Here is a 19,576-nt window from a genome sequence, read left to right on the forward strand (position 1 = left end):
GGGCCAGCCGCTCTTCAACATCAAAGAAACCAGGCTGCTTCATCTGCCATCATCCCCAATCAACGCAGGAGAGATGGAATCACAGAGGAACCCTCAAATCCAGAAGGTTTTTCGAACCCTCCACCTGGGTCTGAGTGATGACTGACAGCATATGGTCGACAGTACGGTGGTACGGCGCCCACTCACAGACAACGGACGCAAAAAGGGGGGGGCTCATACGGAGGGCTTTGGTCGATCACGCGACTGCTTCCAGCAGGATCTGTTGCTCCGTAGTATCCTGCCGGTTATTCCATCACGCAAAGGCCGCAACGCCCCACAGAAAACAGACTGGCAACGTTACAGAGACCGCAATCGCATTGAGCGGATGTTCAGCAGCCTCAAGCAGATGAGCCGCATCGCTACCCGCTATGACAAGACCGCAAAATGTAACTTATTGAATTGAAAATAAATTTTAATTTCCATAATTCGGCTTAGTGATGGTGACAATTATTACCTCGCGCGATAGATGCAATTGATTATTTCGGTGGAACGAATTCAATAGCGAGGTACAGACTGTTGACGAAGATTTTCGCGACAAAGAATGCTCTTGTTCTTATGACCTGTCTTTCTGGCGTTGGATATGCGGAGGCCAGAGCCGTTCATAAACACCAGACACATCCCCGCATAATGCAGGGACATAGTGTGGCATCCAAGATCCAAACGCCTATAAACAGCTCTAAGGCAATTGTTCGCAAGCAGCCTGTCACAGCCATTTCGGCGACTTCTGATGAGAGCGTCAGCGTTTCTGCACACCATTCACGTGGTGGCGGTATGATGCGCGTGGAGACCGCGCCCTACGCCGTTCAGACCGTGACCAAACAGTATATTGAGATGAAGAGCCCAACCGGCACTGCCCTTGATTATATTCAAAATCTACCGAGCATCAGTGTCTCGACTACAGATACTTCGGGGATCCAAGGGGGGCAAATTCAAAACCGTGGCTTGACCGATAGTGATATGGGTCTCCTGATTGACGGCGCACCTGCTCAGAATGCTACATATTTGACCGAAGATATTGATTCTGAAAACCTCGATAGCGTTAGTATTCTGCCGGGATCCACTCCCGTTGACGTGCCAGCAACTGCAGCAGCCGGAGGCGTGATGAACGAGGTAACACATGACCCGTCGCACAAATTTGGCGGCATGACGGATTTCTCTTACGGAACTAACAACTTGTCGCGCGAGTTCCTGCGTCTTGAGAGCGGAGATATCGGTAATACCGGTGTACGTAGCTTTCTTTCTTTTTCTAATACCCATGCCCGGACTTGGGTAGGGGCGGGCATCAACAACCGTCGTCACCTTGATTTCGGAATGCGTAAAGATTGGCAAAATGGATCTTTTGCTCGCTTCTTCCTAAGCTGGAACAATGAAGATTCCGTTGTTAATAACTACCCCACAGCTTCGCAATTTTATACCTTTAAGCATACCGGTCAAAGTTATGGGCATACCGCAGGCTTCGATGCCAAGAACAATGACTACTGGAAGAACAACCTCGATATCTGGAACGAAATATTCCTCACTGCCCCCATACACGCTGTTGTTAATGACAAGTTGAGCTTTGATCTTAAGCCTTATTATAACTGGGGACGTGGCTGGGATGGTGGCCCCAATGGCACAGCTAGCGCAGGGGAATATACTTATAGGGATGGTACGGCTATTGCAGCGGGAACTCCTCTGACCAGCTATTACAACCAGACTCTGTCGATGAATGTTGGTGTCACTGCACAGGGTAACTATGATATCGACCGCCATAACCACTTAACGTTCGGTTACTGGTATCAGAATTCTAACTCTATTGCTTATTTCCCAGTCAGTGTGACCAAGGCCAATGGCGTCAATCCTCATCCCGACAACTTGAATTATGCTGTGTATTCTGATGGTGTACGTAGCAACTATGGCAGTAATTCCGGATCAGAAACTCACGCTCTTTTTATTCAAAACACAGCAAAGTATCTCAATGATAAGCTCCAGATTGATGCGGGCTTCAAATTTGTGATGTCGAATATCTGGACAATGTCCGCTGCTACTCATAGCAACGCCCATGGAGAGAACATCACAGCCCCTCTGCCACATTTTTCGATTAGCTATCATTTCAATAGTCATCACCAGATCTATATTAATGCCGAAGGGGACTTCCGTCAGCCTAGCGCATCTGCTCTTTCTGTTGGTGCTTCGTCTGGAACGATGCCCAAAAACCAGTATTCGATCAAAGAAGAACTGGGATATCGCTACAACGATAAGTACATCAATCTTGACCTAGATCTGTTCAATTACAACATCACCAATCGCCTGCTCTCTACCTATCTCGGTAACGGCGAAAGCGGCGTCGTCAATGCGGGCAATCAAACCATCCGTGGTTTTGATATCATGCTGGCTGCTCAGTCCTATCATGGCATCAGCCCTTATGTTTCCTTTGAGTACCTCAATGCTCGCATGGACACGAACATCGCGGCATCTGACGTCTACGGCAACCTTACCGCCTTTCGCACTAAAGGACGCCAGGCCCCCATGGCACCGCACGTCATGGCAAATCTCGGTGTGACCTATACCTACAAAGGCTTTTTCTCCAATGCCACGCTTCATTATACAGGCCCACAATCTGTGACGCTGGCGGGTGACCAGAGAATTCCAGGTTACATCACTAATTCTCTGACGTTAGGGTATCACTTCAAACCTATGGGTTTTGCCAAAACGCCCACAATTCGACTGAATTTTACGAACCTCACAGGCTCTATTGTCCGCAGTGGTGCTGAAGGCGTAGGCACCAATATAAACGCAGTTCGACTTATGAATGGCAACCTCTCTGCTACAGGAACTGGTGCTCAGTTCTATCTAGTTCCACGGTTTAGCATGACTGGAACCATTTCTACTTCTTTCTGATTTTTGGAGCGGATGCCTGTCATGTCGTCAATTACGTCTGGCATGACAGGCTCGAGAGAGAAAGAGAGCGTCAAAAGCCGGAAATCAGGCGGATGGCATCAAACAATAGTTCTTCAAACTCCTCGGTTCTGAACTGCTGGCTGTGGTCTACCTTTAAGCGATAGTATCACTCTAAATATCCTTGAGCAGGGTTAAACCCTACGGTGCAAAGTTTGGATATCATTACAGTATCAACATCTCGGATAATTTTATATTCACACTCACTCAGAACGATATAAAGAATTATGTTCTTGATCTTGGTGTCCCTGCAGAGCCGAACACGATGCAGTGGCAAGCCATCTGCCTGGCCCTTCAGAAGGCAGAAGACCGTGTCGCTCTCGATGGAAAGACCATCGATTTCAAAGTGAAGGATATTGCCTGACTATGGCTGCTCCAGGCGAAAACGGTATCGTACGATACGCTCAGCTGATCCGCACCCGGAAGTATGTTGCGGTGATTTCCATGGACAATCGCGGGGGCAGCTTTTTCTCTGTCACCGGGTGGTCCACGTTCATTGATCGCAAAGACGCTACGCCCGAGTGGATCGGGGAAAATCTGATGAAGGCCCTTCAGACAAGTCGGGATCTTTTCATGGAGTGGGGAGGATATCCCCTGCCCAGTGAGAAAACTGAAGCGGAAGCAAAAAAATCCGGTCCGCTCTTTATGGAGTTCTGGGGGCGTGTTCAGGAGACATACGGCTTCAAGGACTGGCGGGATGCCCGGAAGAAATCAGCTCTGGTTTTTGCCGATTGGGAATGCGAGCAGACAGATCAGGTCCGTCTGGCAGCGTCCAAGGGGCGGGGAACAAGTCACTCCGCCTGGTATTCGAACGAAAATGCCGGAAAAGTTTTTCATGCCTCGATCAATGCCAGCGATCAGGAATTTGGTGAGATCGCCATACAGGCCCTTAATGTCTGCCAGCCAAACTATCTGTGAACGTTCGCTTTTGGGAATTTCAACTGGAGCGTTCTATCTCCGATAGACCATCGTGGAAAATATCAAGAACAGTGATGTTATGGCTGCCAACCAGACGTTTGGCGACATCAACGGCAGCACATGGGATCAAAGATGCAAGGATCTGGGGATCCAGTGGAAAACAAAGGTTAGGGGAACAGCTACCAACCAACAGGGCTTGCCGTACAAGGCCTGGGTGCAGAACCGGCTCAATCCATCACAGGATGCGAACGGCGTGATCTGGCTACAGCCTCTGAAGGCGAACTGGAAGGTCTTCGATCACTGGTACAACGACAATGCTATTGCTACAAGCGACAAGACACTCAACCTTGTAGTTCCGAGCTACAAGAGCAGTCCTTACGCTGTCGCGGCCCGGGTCGAGACCAGTGTCGACAAGATGCTTGGCTATATCACTGACGGAATCAAAGATGAAACCGTTAGGTTCAATGCAGGGGATATTGGCTCTTATGTGCTGAACCTGGCTGTTCCCTATATTGCGGATCCTGAGGCGATGGATCCGCAGATTTCTGCGGAATGGAAGGCCCTTTGCCGCGCTTGATAAGGAAATCGGTGAGACTGTTCTAAACGCCCTGGCAAAATGCGAAGGACCAGGGAAATCAACACAGCCTGTGTTTCCTTAAAAACGGAAGGAGTAGGCCTCCCTCTCGGGCGAACGCCTTCGGAGGGGCGGAGCATGGGCCAGTTTGCCTGATGTTCGAGTGAAAGCGCCCGTCATCAGGAATTTAGTGAGATCGTTATATAGGCTTTCCACATCCGCCAGAGAAACGATCTGTGAATGTCCGCTTTGCGGATTTCCGATTGATGCGCTCTATGTCCGAGATGAGGGCGGAAGCAGAGGTCCGCTTCCCTCAGGGACTAAACGGACAGGGATTTTGCGCGATAAGCTGGCTTATCTCCTGCTTAATTCTGGAAGGTGCAGGCGGCCCTTCCAGTCTTTTATTTAAGCGGTAGAAATAGGTCTGCAACTGCCTCGTGCTCAGGCACCTCTGGAAAGAATGCGATGCGCTGGCAGTAGAGGGGGAAGCCACGGGCTTCCTCCCCGCTTTGCGGGAGCCAGTCGCGGTAGAGATAGAAAGCCGCAGTTTCCAGATCGTCGGTATGACCTACGACCCGCAAGACGGCACACCTCCCGCTAGGAATGATGCTGGACACAATGTCCTCATTGCCTGCTTCGAAGACCCGCTCAGTCCCAACGCATAAATCCAGTCTGTAATCGTTTGGGTTTGTGGTCCGTGGATCGCAACAGAATATGTTGAACGTCTCGCTACTCCGCGGCACAAGACGACGCATGCCGCCGCCAGTGATGGCGCCAGACTGCGCGAAGGCCTGCTGGATAAAACCATACGGCCTCAACAGTCTGGGCCGACACGACCTAGTCTTAAGCCCATGCCCCGCCATATTCAGCGGGTAACAGCCCCCGATTTTCTCAAAACGCAGAACGAACGCCACCCAAAGAACCGTCAATCAAATCGCCAAAAACCCAAAATCAGAACCAAGACACATCAATCAACAGTTCTTCGATCCCTCCGCAGACTGGGGCATAATCGCCCCAGTCTGTGTTAGATTTCCCCAAAATTGCCCTGTTGTTCATGCATTCGGAACATGGGTGGCAGTGCCTGCTCAGCGGATCCTGAATATCTATTGATTTTTTCCCGCCACTGCGCACTGGTTTTCGAGTGCATCTTCCCCTGAAGCGGCGCATTGTGCCATCAGCTTTGCAGCAGTGATGCTGTCTTTTCCCTTGAGAGCGTTGGAGATCCTGTAAGGCAGGAAACCGGTATTGCCCATCGCTTCCTGTTCCGTAGCCATATATTTTTCAGCGTTCTCCGTACGTCCGGCGGCGGAAAGCTGCATGCCCCATTCCGTTGCAATCTGGAAGGTAACGTCGTCGCGCTGGGCGGCAGTGGATAGGATACTGACGGCAAGCTGTTTCTGTCCCGTGGCAGCCGCAGTTTCATATGCCAGAAAGGCGTAATACTCGCTGTTATTGACGGGGCGTCCGATGCGAGACAGGAATTGTTTCGCATTGCTCCACTGTTTGCTGGTCACAGCATCGCTTGCCTTGTCGAGCAGATCGATCTGGGATAGGAGCGTGATGACCGGGCGGCTGTTGACCCAAGCCTGTAGCGGTGCGCGGGCGAGAGTAACATGGGTGCGGACCGGGTACGCCTGACGCAGATAGGCGGCGAGGGCGTTGCGACGCTCTTTTGAATGAGGGTGCTGCTGTGCAACGGTATTCAACCCGTCGACCAGCGCACTGCCAATGGCGTCGTCAGCATTTGCTTTCAGGGTGAAGTTGTCCTGGGTAAAGCTTTTTCCGCCTGTTTTTTCTTGAGTGGCTGCTTTCTGCTCATCCTGTTCGTCCTCGCTGACCAGGACGTCCATTACGTCGGATGCGGCGCTGATAGAGTAGCCGGCGCGTGCCATCAGATCGATGGCCAGGGCGTCGGCCTGTTCTTCCTGTCCGCGGCTCCAAGATGGGAAAATCGCTGTATCTGTGAAGATCTTGGCGCCCATTGAAGACAGGAGCGCCGTGCCCGCGCTGCCTGCCGCACCGGCGCCGGCAGCAGCCCGACCGATGACGGTACCCCATTTCATGGCGCTGAAGGCATAGTTCTTCGTAGTCTTGTTGGAACGCTGGGCAGCCGTGTGGCCAAGAAGGATATGAGACAGTTCATGCGCCAGGACGAAGGCGAGGGCGTCTTCTTTCTGGATGTCCTGGTTATTGTGAAAATATTGGATCAGGCCGGTATTAAGGAAAATCGCACCGCCGACCGAGACATCGGATGTGAAGGCATTTTCCGGCACAAGCCAGACGCGGGCTTCCGGACGCGGGCCTGTCCAACTGGCAAGCAGTCTGTCAACGATGCCTTGAGGATAGGCTGTGATGTCCGGTGCCCTGAGAACGCCGCTGATGTTGTTGTTGGCCGGAGAGAGCTGCGCCTGTGTTGTTGGAACCTGAGGGTAGGACGCGTGGGGATGGACTTGATCGATCATGCGACCCTTCGTCGGGACATCGCTGCCCCCAACGCAGGCAGTAAGCGTGAGAGACAGTCCTAGTGCCGTGGAGATACGAATGAAATTTTTCATGAATCAGCTTCCGTGGCAGTTGCGGCCGAGGTTATTGGTGGCGCCGCCGACTTCGTCCTGAGACGCAGCGCCTATCCTGACGCAGTGCGTGGGAGTGGGAGGCGCCGCTTTCATGTCCGCTTCCACGGAATCTTCCGTAACGAAAACAGAACCCTTGTCGGTTCTGACTTCCAGCATGTCCGTATCGGGGTTTTTGGAAATGACCAGATGGCCGATCAGGGCCTTGGCATCAATCTGCGAGAGTGCGTTTCCATCGCTGCCATAGGTCTGGATGGACGGCGTGTGATAGGTGCCGGTGATCAGGGGCTGGCTTGCGGCGTGGCTTGGTGAGGCCGTGAATACTGATGCGGTAAGCAGAATTGCCGTCAGGGCGGCGTGGTGGAATACGGCTCTCATTTCTGAAAACCTCCTTTCGTTTCCATAAATTTCATGTGGCGTTTTTCGTCGTCAGTTTTTTCTGCAAGAAATCTGCGGCGCCATTGATGGCCTTGCAGATGGGTTCGACGAATTTGTTGCGTTCCTCGGCTTCTTCTCCGTTGTCACTCGTGGCGAACCAGAGCAGCAGCAGCCCGATCCAGTCGGCGTCCGGCCAGCGGAATACGGTCTGATTGAGGGTGAAACCAATGGCCGACAGGCTGCCGAGGAAGAAAAGCTGACTGATGAGGCTGCGTTCTGCCGCCTTGCCGGGTTCTGGTGTTTGACGAGGTTTCAGTCCCCAGGTTCCGATGAACAAGGCGGAAATGCAGAGCCAGATTCCGATGAGGTTAGGGAGGGTCTGCATGGTGAAATTTCTGGAGGCGGCAAGACTGATCATTATGAGAGCCGCCATGGCACAGAGTGTGACGCGCAAGGGCTGGCTGTCTCGCAGAGATGTAAGGAAATCCTGAAACAGGCTGTTCTCCGAGCAGTTTTTGCGGAAGTTCTGCAGGAACGGGACAGGAAAGTGCGGGGTATGTCCCGATGGATCCTTGCGGCGGAAGGCCCCACGGATGCCGAACAGGAACCAGATGGCCCCTTCCAGCAGTTCGGCGCGATCAGGGCGGAAGCCGAAAATGCTGTGATCATCGGACGGTTCGTGGAAATATCTGCGTCCATAGGTGACGAGGTTGTCAAATGCCATGGCATGGACGACGACGCCGGGCATTCTGCCAAGCAACGGAATGTTCGTGTCGTCGTGCTGGTCGCGGATGTCCGAGCCGTAGAACACGGCGCGCCCAGCAAGAAGACTGCTGAGAGCAGGGCTTCCGGGAGGGGCGTTGAGAGCGCTGTGAGAGAGTTGTTCCGCACCGATGACGAGCGGGTAGAACGCGAATTGACGATCTCCGCCGATAGTGTGGAAAAACAGGTAGGCTACGCCAAGGCGCAGGGCTGCGCCGAGACGGGTACAATGTAAAATCGGATGATCTGCACAGTCATTTTGCCAGAACTCACTCTGATCGCTCACGAGAGACTGAGCGGGATCGGCGTGCAGGCCCCAGTGAATGATCATGGGTGAGGAAAAGTCGGCTGGGGAGATATTCCCGCACCGATCAGTCCAGGTGGTGTGGCAGAGAGTGGAGTAGAAGGCCCAGGCGGGATTAACGGGTTCTGGCTCTTTCTTTCCAGCCTCGTTTTTCTTTTCCAGGGAGGCTTTTTCGCCCTCCTCCTCAAACAGGGGATAGGCTCCCGAGGCTTCCAACCCGTTGCTGTAGACTTGCCAGGCGCGCAGTTGCTGGGGCAGTTCGGACTGTTCGTGACCGGCTTCGCCACGGGCGAAAAGGATCGGGATCCTCATGTTACGGGCACGGTCTAGGACTGGGCGAAACGTTTCGAAACTTTCACCGGGTTGTTCGCGCATCATCCGGAAATCGACAAAAATGGCAGCGGGCTGACCATCCAGTATGTGATTCAGGATGGAGGCATGGCGGCTGTAGGAAAGCGGGAAGGCCGTTCCGAAATGATCCAGGGTAGGATCGGATATTTCCACAACGGCGACGCGTTTATGCGTTTCAGGGCTGCCCATACCGTAAAACGGGGTGGTAATGGCGTTGAACAGAACGGCTGATGTCTGTTTGGTGGCTGTTTCAAGCCCAAGGGGGTCCAGACATTTGTAAATGAAGAAGAACATCATCATGACCAGAACATAAACGAAACGCTGCCTCCATCCGGAATGGCGTCTTTCTGATGGAAGCGGATGTGTCATTCAGTCTGCCTGGAGTCTCTTATTCGTGACTGCCTCTGCTGGGAGCAGCGGTCGCTTTTTTGCGATAGATACAAAACGTTATTATTCAGTCACATTCCTGTAACTGTTTCAATATTTTTTTTATGTATGCCAAAGTAAAGAAGACCGTGGATCCGGGCGAGGTTCTGTTCCTTGATTGACCTTGAGATATAGTTATGGGACCGGTAATAACGGGGTGTATATAACAAATCCTTAAGTTTAGGACTGATAGCCAGAGATGAGGATTGCGGCAGGCAGATGGCAGAAAAGAAGACTGTCGGGCATCTGTCGTAGCGGGTTGCGACCCGCCGCCAGTCGTTGAGCCCTCCGAACCTGCTTTCAGCGTCACGAGATATCCCGACTGCCGCGCATCGAGAGAGACAAGCCCAAACGACAGCGTTTCAAAAGCTACCCGATTGGGTTCTTTCATCTCGATATCGCGGAGGTCCAGAGCGCTGAGGCAAGCTGTATCTCTTTGTTGCCATAGACCGGACAATCAAGGAAGCAACCGTCAAATGCTTCCATTATGACAGCCATGAGCAGTTGATGACACATCTCAACGACTTCATAGCAGCCTACAACTATGGACGAAGGCTCAAGATCCTCAGTGGCCTCACCCCTTACGAATACGTCTGCAAAATCTGGACTTCAGAGCCAGAAAGATTCATCATCAATCCAAACCATCAAACCCCGGGACCAAATACCTAGAATTCCGATACTTTACCCCAGGCCGATTTTTTAAAGCGATCAAGCTTATACTGTTCAACTTCGGTAATTGGTTTCCGCCCCAACAATAGATCTGCGATAAGATGTCCAGCACCGGGTCCGATGCCAAAGCCATGCCCCGAAAAACCGGCCGCAATGAAGAGGCCTGGAACGCCACTCTCCGGATCAATAACGGGAACCCCATCCGGTGTACTATCAATGTATCCTGCCCATTCGGCCTGAACAGACACCTCTTTCAGCGCAGGCAGAAGTGCTTGGGCGTTTTCAAGGGTCTTACGAATGGTTCTAGCATCCGGCTTCGGATCCAAGATACGTGTTCTTTCCATTTGTGTCGGCCGATCGAGTTTCCATTTGGCGATGGTATCAAAACCATACCGCCAGCCCTGAGAATCGCCAGGCGCAAGATGGCGCCATCGTCGGGCAAACATTGGGAGAAATTCTGTTGCACTTTTCAGTATCCCAGGTGTGGGATCGACGCGACCATTTCCAGAAATAGCGAGTGTGTAGCCGCCATCGCCGCGCCTTGTGACAGATGCATCCTGAGTATGAAGAGCGTCTGGAAGGCCCAATGCACCCGGTTTGACAGAAAGAATTGACGATCGGACAGATGCTTGTGGAAAATTAATTCCAATCTGATTCAGGAAAGATCGCGCCCAAACGCCTCCAGCCATGACAACCTGTGATGTGCGAATGGTTCCACGTTCCGTCACAACACTGCAGATAGCTCCGCCTGACACTTCAACGCCACGAGCTGCGCAATTCTGCACGACGTGACTACCATGTTTGAGGACTCCCTTGGCAATCATGGGCGCGGCGAGTGACGGGTCAGCAATGCCATCAGTCGGAGACCATACGCCCCCAAGCCATTTTCGATGTGTAGCGTTCCCTCGTTGTGCGGCTTCAGTTGCGTTCAGCATTCTGGTGTCCACGCCTTCGCCTCTGGCAAATTCGCCCCAGCGTGCCCATCCGTCCAGTTCAGCCTGACTGTTTGTCAGATACAGTAATCCACAGCGACGGAAGCCAAGATTTTCACCGATGTCTGCTGTCATGTCTTCCCAAAGAGAAAGACTTCGGGTGGAGAGGGGTAGCTCGCGTGCATCGCGATTTTGCTGGCGACACCATCCCCAGTTTCTGCTGGATTGTTCAGCTCCAACCGTGCCTTTCTCGAGGAGAAGGACCTTCATTCCCGCCCTGGCCAGCCAGTAAGCTGCTGAAACACCCACAATTCCAGCACCGATAACAACGACATCTGCTTCTGCAGGAATGCTGGGACTGGTCTGAATCAGGTGCAGTGGGGCAGGCATGAAAGTCTCCGTGCTGGGTGCGGACGAGTGTAGGGGTATTCAGACAGGTTTTGACACTGCAAATCCTGCCTGAATGGCAGAGTATTGCGAACTTCAGCTCAGGTTCAGTAGGGACACGGCATATGATCATTCCACGAAGACATAGATCTTTTTGACTGTTTCTATTGTTTCCCACGTTCCAACAAAGCCGGGTTTCATAATGAAGCTATCTCCAGCTTTGAAGAGATAGGACTCTCCTTCGTTTTCCGTGATTCTGACAAGGCCTTCAAGGATATGACAGAATTCGAAAGCTTCACCCTTAATGGATTTAGTTGTGCCGGGAGTGGCTTCCCATACACCTGTGCGAACATTCCCGTTGCGGGACGTATCTAGCGCCCATGTTTTAAAAGCTGGAGAGCCTGAAATGAGACGTTCTGGAGTCGATACGGATTCACGTGGGGTAAAGTCCGGGCTCGTCTGAACAGGAAGAAGCAGGCTCATGGAAGATCTCACACAGTGGGGATTTGCAGATCTAATGTGCTGCGTTCTGCGCCGGTTCTGATCCTGATTTTTAAACCTGGGCAGCAGAGCGTGCTACATCCTCGTTTGAATATGAAATTTCCTGCGTCAAACAATAAAAACCTGATAACGACTATCGGCCTGAAGGCGGCATCATAACGATTATGCCAGACAGTAATGGCCTCACAAGGAATCGTATATGACCTTCCGTCCCAAGTTCATTACCTTTGACTGCTACGGCACGTTGACATTTTTCGATATGGCCGGTGCGGCCCGTAGGATCTACGGTGAAGTACTGAGTGAGCCAGCGATGCAGCTCTTCATCAAAAATTTTGCCGCTTACCGGCTCGATGAGGTGCTGGGCGCATGGAAACCCTATGCGGAGATTGTGCACAATGCTCTGGAACGGACGTGCAAGAAGAATGGCGTGCCATTCCGTGAGGAAGATGCCTTGCAGATTTATAATGAGGTTCCAACCTGGGGGCCTCATCCCGATGTGCCTGCAGGTCTTGCCAAGGTTGCCAAGGAGATCCCCTTGGTCATTTTATCCAACGCCATGAACAGCCAGATCATGTCGAATGTCGAGAAGCTGGGTGCACCGTTTTACAAGGTCATCACGGCTGAGGAAACGGGCACTTACAAGCCCCAGATGAACGGTTTTGAATATATGCTTGATATTCTCGGTTGTGGGCCAGAAGACATCACGCACGTATCATCGTCTTTCCGCTATGATCTCATGACCGCTTACGATCTGGGGATCCGGTCAAAAGTCTGGGTCAACCGGGGCCATGAACCAGCTAATCCCTTTTATGAATATGAAGAAATCAAGGATATCAGTGGGCTTCCCGGCGTCTTCGGCCTTTAACGATAGTAAGCCAGCAGGAGGATCACTCTCCCGCTGGCTTATCTGAAAACATTAAAGATATTTGTCCTTAGCACGATAATAGGCACCCACGACGGGCATGAAATGCGTTGCTAGTCCGTAAGCTGGGATAGGCTGCCATGGACGGTTCCACACAGGAATATCAACCTGTTCCCCGGAAAGCTTTTGTCCTAACAGGTGACCAAGATGGACGGACATTTGAACGCCATGTCCGCTCAGGCCCATCGCATAGGTGACGCCATTCCACTCACCAGCATGTGGCAGGCGATCCACGCTCATGTCGACGTTGCCGCCCCAGCAATAATCGATTTCCGTGCTATCAAGTTCAGGATAGATTTCTGTCAGCGCGGCATGAAGAATCTGCCCTGACTGAATGTCAGACTTCTCGCTGGATTGCGAAAAATTGGCGCGGCCGCCGAAGATTAGACGTCGGTCTGCGGTCGTCCGAAAATAGTTATGGATGTTTCGGGTCGTGACGACATTGCGACGCCCGGGCAGAATGCGGGAAAACAAATCTTCCGACATGGGCGCCGTGGCAACAATGAAGCTGCCAACCGGCATGATGCGGCGGCGGAACCAGTTTGGTGCTTTTCGGCTTGTTCCGGTTGCCAGCAGCACATTTTGTGCCTGAATAACACCCGCGGAAGAGGAAACTTCAAACACGTTGCCTGCACGGCGAAGTGCTGTCATAGGCGTGTTTTCGAAGATTTTCGCACCTACGGACATGGCGTTCGCTGCAAGCGCACTCCCAAATTTTCCGACATGCATCTGTGCGCTTTTGCGATACAGCATCCCGCCTTCGAATGTTGTCGATCCACCGATTTCTGCTGCAACGGCGTCGCGGTCGAGAAGATCAGTTTCTGGGTCAACATGCTGTTTTACAGCGTCCTGATCCGCCCGCAGACCAGCCAGATGCTTTTCAGTCCAGGCAACTTTCAGCTTTCCGCATCGACGGAAGTCACAGTCGATGTTTTCGGTCGTGACGATCTGCTCGACCGTATCTACAGCATCATCAAAGAACCGGTACAGTGCAACGGCCTGTTCGAGGCCATATTTTTCGACCATGGTCCGAAAATTGCCAGCCGTCCCGTTGTTGACGTGTCCGCCATTTCGGCCAGAGGCATGACATGCAATCTGGTCTGCTTCGAGGACGACAACAGTCTTGCCGGCCTTGGCTAGGGTTCGAGCGGCTGAGAGGCCAGTAAAGCCGCCGCCTACAACCACGACATCTGCACGGGTAGGAAATTCCGACAGAGCATTACCTGATACAGGTGAAATGCTATCCAGCCAGTAGGGAACAAGTTTCATGGAATGATCTCCGTTAGGAGGCGCAGATGGAAGAAGAGGGTGATTGGGTCTGGGAAAGAGGTTCTCCCAAGGACGCATTCTTTGTTTCTGGAGCCCAAATCCAACTGATAAGCAGTCCTGCCAGCATGAAGCTGGCTGCTATGAGCATCATGGGTTGCATCCCAAATTGCGTATATCCCAGAGGAAGCAGAAACGTTCCGAGTGCTGCACCCAGTCTGCTGAAGGAGCAGGCCATACCGACCGCACTGGCACGGATCGCTGTTGGAAACAGCTCGTTAGGATAGACAAACTGCAGGCCGCTTCCTGCTGCCTCGGATACCGAATACAGAATAAACCCGGAAAAGATCATCCAGCTGGCAGGTGTGGTTGAAACTCCGAGGAGCAAAAGGCCCAGCATGCTGATTGCAAAAGTGCCGATCAGTAACAGGCGCCGCCCCATCAGATTGATCAGCCCAAGCGTAACGGGAAGAATTCCCAGGATGGTCAGTCCGGTAATGCAGAGAGATCCGAGAAGCGCGTTCTGGACGTGATACTGATGCAGGAGCTGAGCCTGAAGAGTGTGGATGGCAAATCCCGGAGCGCTTTGCAGGATCCAGAACGCGCTGATAAACACGAGTGCCCCACGATAGGGAGATCGAATGATCTGAAGCAGGGAGAGATGCCTCTGATATTCTACGCTGGGGAGAATATCCGCCTTCAGGTGCTCGCGTATAACGTTTCTTGCGTCTTCGGTCCGTCCCTGCTGAACCAGCCAGCGGGGAGATTCAGGCAATCCCATACGCAGGCAGAAGAGCACAATTGATGGAATGGCGCTGGAGACCAGCATGATCCGCCACGAGATATCCGGGAAGAAGGAAAGTCCATAGCCCACGGCGTAGCTTGCGGTATATCCTACCCACCAGGCGAGGATTAACCCGGAAAGAACTGGACCGCGGAGTTTACGTGGCATGAATTCTGCGACGTAAGACGTCGCAATTGGATAATCCGCACCAACTGCTACACCGAGCAGGAAGCGAAGGGTTACCAGTAATACAAGACCGGAGCACGTTCCCTGCAAGAGGGAGAAGATTACGAACGCTGCGATGTTTAAGGTAAAAAGAGGCCGTCGCCCAAGGCGATCCGAGACTGTGCCCCCCAGCATTCCGCCTGCCAGAACGCCAAGAAGGGCAGCCGCTCCGACGAGGCCTGTCTCCGCGCCTGTGAGATGAAGTTCCCGCACGATGGATGGGAGAGCAATGCCGATGATCCCGAGGATGTAGCCGTCACAAAACGGTCCCCCGGCAGAAATCAGGGCCAGTTTTGAATGAAAGCCGTTAGCAGGCAGATCATCCAGAGTGGTCGGTCCAGAGGAGGAAACTTCAGGTGTCATGATGGGGCAACCTTCTGTTTCCTCCTCTGGCGTGGTCAGGCTTTGAGAGCGCTGGCTACGGCTGGATCTTCCATTACGCGGTCCAGTACCGAGACAATACCGTCACAAAGCTGATCCATTTCGGCGATCGTGCTGCACAGTGGTGGAGCAAGTCCGATGACATCGTCGCCAAAGGCCCGGAAAAGAATACCTTGCTCATAGCCATAGCGGCTGAGTTTTCTGGAAATTCCAAGCTGGGCATCCGGTTTGGTTTTATTTGCCTTGTCGGTCACAAGTTCAATGCCGGCAAGCATTCCAACAGATCGGGTTGTGCCGACGAGTGGATGATTGTCTAGACCGCGCAAACGCAAAGCAAGATGCTCGCCGACACGGGTTCCATTTTCAAGCAGGCCGCCTTCATAGAGATCCAGTACTGCGAGGCCGATGGCCGCACTGACGGGATGGGCGCTATAGGTCTGCCCATGTCCGACTGAGACACCTGACGGGGTCTTGTCACGGATCGTCTCGTAGATTGTATCAGACATGAAGACGCCACCCATTGGGGCGTAGCCAGCCGTTAGACCCTTTGCAACGGTCATCATGTCCGGTTCAATGTTCTCATGAGCACAGGCAAAGAGAGGACCGGTTCGCCCGAAACCTGTGATGACTTCATCAACGACGAACAGAATATCCAACTCGCAGCAGGCTGCCTGCATTGCCGTTGCCCAGCCCTTTGGCGGGATAATGACGCCGCCGGACCCCTGAACAAGTTCGCAATAGAAGGCTGCAACATGCTGTGGGCCGCCAATTTTTACGATTTCATCATGGAACGCCTGTACCGAAGCCTGAATGATGGCTTCAGCGTCCGGTCCTGCAGGGTGACGGTAGGGATCGGGGCTTGGAATATGATGCTGCCACGGGAGTGGGACATCTGCATCACGATGGAAGGCCGGAAGCGCAGTCAGGCCTGCGCCGACGAAGGATGAACCATGATAGCCCTTCTGTAGCCCGATGACATGGCGCTTTTCGGGCGTACCTCGTGCATACTGGTAGTAACGAATGAAGCGAAGCGTGCTGTCCACCGCATCGGAGCCACCAAGAGCAAAATAGATGTGATTGAGGTGCCCTGGAGCATGTTGTGTCAATCGTGCTGCCAGTTCGATAGCGGGCTCATTTGAAAAGCCGAAATATCCAGTGGCATAGGGAAGCTTTTCAAGCTGGCGACGACCTGCCTCGATAACGCTCTCGCAGCCGTAACCGGTATTGACGCACCAAAGCCCAGAAAAACCATCCAGAAGATGGTGGCCTTTGCTGTCCGTCAGCCAGACCCCCTTGCCAGTTTCGAGAATGGTCGCTCCACTGGCTTCGTGCCCCTGCCATGACGAGACGGGATGGATGAGGTGTTCGCGGTCAAGCGAGACGAGACGTGGCGTATCCATGATGATTCCTGTCCTGATCCTGTAGGTGATCATCGCGCAAAGCCTGCGATATGTAATGCAAGAAAAGCCAAGATCCGGAGCATAAAATGCTGTTGGTGCGGTCGTAATAGCAGGGATATTCAAATGTGCTGAGGAAGTATTTTGCCGTTTGCTCCACATGTCCTGCTGCGCACATTGTATCTCTCTCGCAATGGTCTTTCGCAGGCATGAATGATGACAGGCATTACCTTTAACCCTGCCCAGGTGGCGCTACCAAACGCGCATTTTGTGGGTGGAAAGCTTCTGAAAGGTGAGGGCGTTATTCCTGTTCGCGCGCCTTCGAATGGTCGGTTACTCTGTCATCTGCCGGAAGCCGGTGCGGATCTGGTAGATTATGCGGTCTGCCTGGCAAGAGATGTGCAAGTGCGTTCTGGTTGGGCGACCTGTGCCCCGCGGGAGCGGGGACGTGTGCTGAGGCGCTGGGCCGATCTTGTAGAAGGCAATGCTGTGGAACTGGCGCGTCTGGAGACAGTCTGTTCGACGCGCCCTATTGCAGAGACAACGGGCTGGGACGTGCCTTTTACGGCAGAGGGCATCCGTTTTTTTGCCGAATATGCCGATAAGTTGGGCGGGGAGGTCGCTGCGACCCAGAGTGACATGTTAGGCTTCGTTCTAGCTGAACCATATGGCGTCATTGGCGCCATTGCTCCCTGGAATTTCCCTCTGGTCATGGGGAGCTGGAAAGTGATTCCGGCGCTGGTGGCTGGAAATGGTGTCGTTCTTAAGCCATCAGAAATGACGCCTTTTTCGATTGTTCGTCTGGCGGAACTGGCTGTCGAAGCGGGTGTTCCGGCAGGCTTGTTCAACGTTGTGCAGGGAACGGGTCCCATCACGGGCGATGCTCTGGCACGACATCCGGTCTGTGGAAAGCTGACATTCACTGGTTCTACAAGAACTGGCATCGAAATCATGAAGGCGGCAGCGGAGAGCGGCCCCAAGCCTGTTACGCTTGAGTTAGGCGGGAAAAGTCCGCAGATCGTTTTTGATGATATCCGTAATGTAGATGGTGTTGCTGACCGTATCCTGAGAGCTTTCACGGGAAATGCGGGACAGGTCTGTGTTTCTGGATCCCGTCTTATTGTTCAGAGGGCGGTTCATGATGTCCTTGTGGAGAAAATCGTTGAGCGCGCGCAGGGCCTCGTTGCTGGTGCGCTTGAAAAAGCCGAAACACGGTACTCCCCGATTATCTCAGAGCGACAGGCGACATCCATTGAGCTTGCGGTTCAGGATAGTGTGCAGGCGGGAGCCTCAGCGTTTCTTCCTCTCAGCCGTCTGAGTAGTTCAGGAGGGGCATTTCTCTCACCGTGCATTCTTACCAATGTCACGCCGCAGACGCGGGCCGTAAAAGACGAGCTCTTTGGCCCGGTGCTGACGGTTCAGACATTTGATGACGAGGCTGAGGCACTCTCTCTGGCGTCTCATGCGACTTACGGTCTAGCTGCCGGGGTTCATACGTCGGATCTCGGGCGTACTATGCGGGCTGTGCGGAACCTGAAAGCTGGCACCGTCTGGGTTAATCGGTACGGTCGCTCATCAGACTTTGTGATCCCTACTGGCGGGTATGGTGGTTCAGGGATTGGCAAGGATCTGGGGCGTCAGGCTGTTGAAGCCAATCTACGCTATAAAAGTGTTCTCATGGCGTTTGAGGGCTGACGCCATGGATCTTGCTGACCTCATTGCGCTGCGAAAAGATCTTCATGCTCATCCTGAACTGAGGTTCGAGGAGTTTAGAACATCCGATATCGTGGCGAACGTTCTCACGTCTCTGGGGTACTGCCCATCTAGAGGACTGGCAAAAACTGGAGTTGTGGCCTCTCTTCAAGGAAAGAAACCTGGTCCATCCATCATTTTGCGGGCAGATATGGATGCCCTGCCGATCAATGAGCAGGGAGATCATTCGCATAGCTCTCGCCACCCGGGTCGCATGCATGCTTGCGGGCATGACGGGCACACGACCATGCTTCTGGGGGCGGCTGCCGAGTTGGCTCTTAACCCGCCGGAATGCGGGACAGTGCATTTCGTTTTTCAGCCCGGGGAAGAAGGGGGAGCAGGAGCCAAAATCATGCTGGAAGAGGGGTTATTGGAGCAATTCCCCGCCGGGCGTGTTTTTGGAATGCATAACTGGCCTGGCCTTCCAACAGGTTCCATGGCGACCCGTACGGGGCCGATTATGGCCGGTGGTTGGCGGTTTCTGGTCGATATAAAAGGGAAGGGATCACATGCGGCCCAGCCCCAATTGGGACGGGATGCACTGACTGTTGGCGCGGCATTCGTTCAGGAGGCCCAATTATTGGTGGCGCGCCGTTCAGACCCTTTGGTGCCAGCGGTTCTTTCCATCTGTACGTTTCATGCGGGAACAACGGACAATATTCTTCCTGAGACCGCAACGCTTCGCGGCACGATCCGCGCTCTGGATGTTCAGGTGCTCAATGACCTGAAAGACGGGATGACACGTCTGGCTGCAGGGCTGGCTCTCGCGCATGACGTGACCATCACAGTACAGTTTCACCAGCCATATCCTGTGACAGTGAATACTGCGAACGAGACGACATTGGCGCGTGCAGCTATGGCGCAGGTTGTTGGCGCGCAGGGCACGGTTATTCCTGACATGACACCCAGCATGGCCTCTGAGGATTTCGGATTCATGCTGGAAAAAAGACCTGGCGCGCTTGTCATGCTGGGAAATGGTGCTTCAGCGCCTTTGCATGCACCAGACTACGATTTTGACGACACAATCATTCCGCAGGGCATAGCCTATTGGGTAGCACTCGCCCACATGTGCCTGCGCATCAATCAGGACGTTTGATC

16 protein-coding genes and 3 pseudogenes are annotated in these 19,576 nt (G+C 53.1%); 9 read left to right on the forward strand and 10 right to left on the reverse strand.

The genetic code is table 11. From position 1 onward, the window contains the following. Nucleotides 1-151: 151 nt before the first annotated feature. The 4 genes from J4P41_RS11690 (at nt 152) to J4P41_RS11705 (ending at nt 4,471) form a co-directional block, all read left to right on the forward strand. Nucleotides 152-442, forward strand: a complete 291-nt coding sequence (locus tag J4P41_RS11690) for a hypothetical protein (RefSeq protein ID WP_426067264.1) — start codon at nt 152-154, stop codon at nt 440-442. 152 nt (nt 443-594) lie between these two features. After that, nucleotides 595-2,919 carry a TonB-dependent receptor gene (locus J4P41_RS11695; RefSeq protein ID WP_408871214.1) on the forward strand — a complete coding sequence of 775 codons (2,325 nt, stop codon included), beginning with the start codon at nt 595-597 and terminating at the stop codon, nt 2,917-2,919. A 423-nt stretch (nt 2,920-3,342) separates the two neighbouring features. Then, nucleotides 3,343-3,894: a hypothetical protein gene (locus tag J4P41_RS11700; RefSeq protein WP_426067266.1), complete on the forward strand. Its 552-nt coding sequence runs from the start codon at nt 3,343-3,345 to the stop codon at nt 3,892-3,894. Between the two features lie 79 nt (nt 3,895-3,973). After that, nucleotides 3,974-4,471 carry a hypothetical protein gene (locus J4P41_RS11705; RefSeq protein WP_426067267.1) on the forward strand — a complete coding sequence of 166 codons (498 nt, stop codon included), beginning with the start codon at nt 3,974-3,976 and terminating at the stop codon, nt 4,469-4,471. A gap of 398 nt (nt 4,472-4,869) precedes the next feature. On the opposite strand, the gene J4P41_RS11710 is transcribed toward J4P41_RS11705, so the two are convergent. Beyond that, nucleotides 4,870-5,223 carry an AraC family transcriptional regulator gene (locus J4P41_RS11710; RefSeq protein WP_426067268.1) on the reverse strand — a complete coding sequence of 118 codons (354 nt, stop codon included), beginning with the start codon at nt 5,221-5,223 and terminating at the stop codon, nt 4,870-4,872. On the opposite strand from J4P41_RS11710, the pseudogene J4P41_RS11715 reads away from it, so the two are divergent. Beyond that, nucleotides 5,212-5,349, forward strand: a pseudogene (locus tag J4P41_RS11715) (IS5/IS1182 family transposase); the annotation flags it as partial. The gene J4P41_RS11710 and the pseudogene J4P41_RS11715 overlap by 12 nt on opposite strands. Before the next feature lie 222 nt (nt 5,350-5,571). Here J4P41_RS11715 and J4P41_RS11720 read toward each other — a convergent pair. The 4 genes and pseudogenes from J4P41_RS11720 to J4P41_RS11735 form a co-directional block, all read right to left on the reverse strand. Continuing rightward, the gene (locus tag J4P41_RS11720; RefSeq protein WP_426067269.1) at nt 5,572-7,023 is read right to left on the reverse strand and encodes a M48 family metallopeptidase; all 1,452 of its coding nucleotides are present in this window, start codon (nt 7,021-7,023) and stop codon (nt 5,572-5,574) included. 3 nt (nt 7,024-7,026) lie between these two features. Next, nucleotides 7,027-7,419: a hypothetical protein gene (locus tag J4P41_RS11725; RefSeq protein WP_426067270.1), complete on the reverse strand. Its 393-nt coding sequence runs from the start codon at nt 7,417-7,419 to the stop codon at nt 7,027-7,029. A 31-nt stretch (nt 7,420-7,450) separates the two neighbouring features. Further along, entirely contained in the window at nt 7,451-9,205 is a 1,755-nt protein-coding gene (locus tag J4P41_RS11730; protein ID WP_426067271.1) for a CHASE2 domain-containing protein, read from the reverse strand. A gap of 269 nt (nt 9,206-9,474) precedes the next feature. Continuing rightward, nucleotides 9,475-9,564 (reverse strand): annotated as a pseudogene (locus tag J4P41_RS11735) (IS5/IS1182 family transposase); the annotation flags it as partial. On the opposite strand from J4P41_RS11735, the pseudogene J4P41_RS11740 reads away from it, so the two are divergent. Next, nucleotides 9,546-9,931: pseudogene (locus J4P41_RS11740) on the forward strand (IS3 family transposase); the annotation flags it as partial. The pseudogenes J4P41_RS11735 and J4P41_RS11740 sit on opposite strands and share 19 nt — an antisense overlap. Here the strand turns inward: J4P41_RS11740 and J4P41_RS11745 are convergent. Continuing rightward, nucleotides 9,928-11,253, reverse strand: a complete 1,326-nt coding sequence (locus tag J4P41_RS11745) for an NAD(P)/FAD-dependent oxidoreductase (RefSeq protein WP_426067272.1) — start codon at nt 11,251-11,253, stop codon at nt 9,928-9,930. The pseudogene J4P41_RS11740 and the gene J4P41_RS11745 overlap by 4 nt on opposite strands. A 126-nt stretch (nt 11,254-11,379) precedes the next feature. Then, entirely contained in the window at nt 11,380-11,733 is a 354-nt protein-coding gene (locus tag J4P41_RS11750) for a cupin domain-containing protein (RefSeq protein WP_061928733.1), read from the reverse strand. A 217-nt stretch (nt 11,734-11,950) separates the two neighbouring features. On the opposite strand from J4P41_RS11750, the gene J4P41_RS11755 reads away from it, so the two are divergent. Next, nucleotides 11,951-12,616: a haloacid dehalogenase type II gene (locus tag J4P41_RS11755; protein ID WP_023941671.1), complete on the forward strand. Its 666-nt coding sequence runs from the start codon at nt 11,951-11,953 to the stop codon at nt 12,614-12,616. A 51-nt stretch (nt 12,617-12,667) separates the two neighbouring features. Here the strand turns inward: J4P41_RS11755 and J4P41_RS11760 are convergent, their stop codons facing one another. From J4P41_RS11760 to J4P41_RS11770, 3 genes are read right to left on the reverse strand one after another with little or no spacing between them, the layout of a single operon-like run. Then, nucleotides 12,668-13,942: an NAD(P)/FAD-dependent oxidoreductase gene (locus tag J4P41_RS11760; RefSeq protein WP_426067273.1), complete on the reverse strand. Its 1,275-nt coding sequence runs from the start codon at nt 13,940-13,942 to the stop codon at nt 12,668-12,670. A 13-nt stretch (nt 13,943-13,955) separates the two neighbouring features. Then, nucleotides 13,956-15,311 (reverse strand): MFS transporter, encoded by a 1,356-nt coding sequence (locus J4P41_RS11765; protein ID WP_426067274.1) that lies wholly within the window; start codon nt 15,309-15,311, stop codon nt 13,956-13,958. Between the two features lie 35 nt (nt 15,312-15,346). Next, nucleotides 15,347-16,729 (reverse strand): aminotransferase class III-fold pyridoxal phosphate-dependent enzyme, encoded by a 1,383-nt coding sequence (locus J4P41_RS11770; RefSeq protein ID WP_426067275.1) that lies wholly within the window; start codon nt 16,727-16,729, stop codon nt 15,347-15,349. Between the two features lie 210 nt (nt 16,730-16,939). Between J4P41_RS11770 and J4P41_RS11775 the strand changes: the two genes are divergently transcribed. Further along, nucleotides 16,940-18,421 carry an aldehyde dehydrogenase family protein gene (locus tag J4P41_RS11775; RefSeq protein ID WP_426067276.1) on the forward strand — a complete coding sequence of 494 codons (1,482 nt, stop codon included), beginning with the start codon at nt 16,940-16,942 and terminating at the stop codon, nt 18,419-18,421. A gap of 4 nt (nt 18,422-18,425) precedes the next feature. Continuing rightward, on the forward strand, nt 18,426-19,574 hold the full coding sequence (locus tag J4P41_RS11780) for an amidohydrolase (protein WP_426067277.1): 1,149 nt from the start codon (nt 18,426-18,428) through the stop codon (nt 19,572-19,574). The last annotated feature ends 2 nt before the right edge of the window (nt 19,575-19,576 follow it).

Origin of the sequence: Gluconobacter sp. NFX36 (assembly GCF_049887835.1) — a bacterium.
GTDB classification, from domain to species: domain Bacteria; phylum Pseudomonadota; class Alphaproteobacteria; order Acetobacterales; family Acetobacteraceae; genus Gluconobacter; species Gluconobacter japonicus_A.

Excerpts from the sequence above, each read along its gene's own strand:
- J4P41_RS11720 (WP_426067269.1), bottom strand. The coding sequence starts at position 7,023 with ATGAAAAATTTCATTCGTATCTCCACGGCACTAGGACTGTCTCTCACG.
- J4P41_RS11755 (WP_023941671.1), top strand. The coding sequence starts at position 11,951 with ATGACCTTCCGTCCCAAGTTCATTACCTTTGACTGCTACGGCACGTTG.
- J4P41_RS11760 (WP_426067273.1), bottom strand. The coding sequence starts at position 13,942 with ATGAAACTTGTTCCCTACTGGCTGGATAGCATTTCACCTGTATCAGGT.
- J4P41_RS11780 (WP_426067277.1), top strand. The coding sequence starts at position 18,426 with ATGGATCTTGCTGACCTCATTGCGCTGCGAAAAGATCTTCATGCTCAT.
- J4P41_RS11705 (WP_426067267.1), top strand. The coding sequence starts at position 3,974 with ATGGCTGCCAACCAGACGTTTGGCGACATCAACGGCAGCACATGGGAT.
- J4P41_RS11695 (WP_408871214.1), top strand. The coding sequence starts at position 595 with ATGACCTGTCTTTCTGGCGTTGGATATGCGGAGGCCAGAGCCGTTCAT.
- J4P41_RS11765 (WP_426067274.1), bottom strand. The coding sequence starts at position 15,311 with ATGACACCTGAAGTTTCCTCCTCTGGACCGACCACTCTGGATGATCTG.
- J4P41_RS11775 (WP_426067276.1), top strand. The coding sequence starts at position 16,940 with ATGATGACAGGCATTACCTTTAACCCTGCCCAGGTGGCGCTACCAAAC.
- J4P41_RS11750 (WP_061928733.1), bottom strand. The coding sequence starts at position 11,733 with ATGAGCCTGCTTCTTCCTGTTCAGACGAGCCCGGACTTTACCCCACGT.
- J4P41_RS11690 (WP_426067264.1), top strand. The coding sequence starts at position 152 with ATGGTCGACAGTACGGTGGTACGGCGCCCACTCACAGACAACGGACGC.
- J4P41_RS11730 (WP_426067271.1), bottom strand. The coding sequence starts at position 9,205 with ATGACACATCCGCTTCCATCAGAAAGACGCCATTCCGGATGGAGGCAG.
- J4P41_RS11745 (WP_426067272.1), bottom strand. The coding sequence starts at position 11,253 with ATGCCTGCCCCACTGCACCTGATTCAGACCAGTCCCAGCATTCCTGCA.
- J4P41_RS11770 (WP_426067275.1), bottom strand. The coding sequence starts at position 16,729 with ATGGATACGCCACGTCTCGTCTCGCTTGACCGCGAACACCTCATCCAT.
- J4P41_RS11710 (WP_426067268.1), bottom strand. The coding sequence starts at position 5,223 with ATGCGTCGTCTTGTGCCGCGGAGTAGCGAGACGTTCAACATATTCTGT.
- J4P41_RS11700 (WP_426067266.1), top strand. The coding sequence starts at position 3,343 with ATGGCTGCTCCAGGCGAAAACGGTATCGTACGATACGCTCAGCTGATC.
- J4P41_RS11725 (WP_426067270.1), bottom strand. The coding sequence starts at position 7,419 with ATGAGAGCCGTATTCCACCACGCCGCCCTGACGGCAATTCTGCTTACC.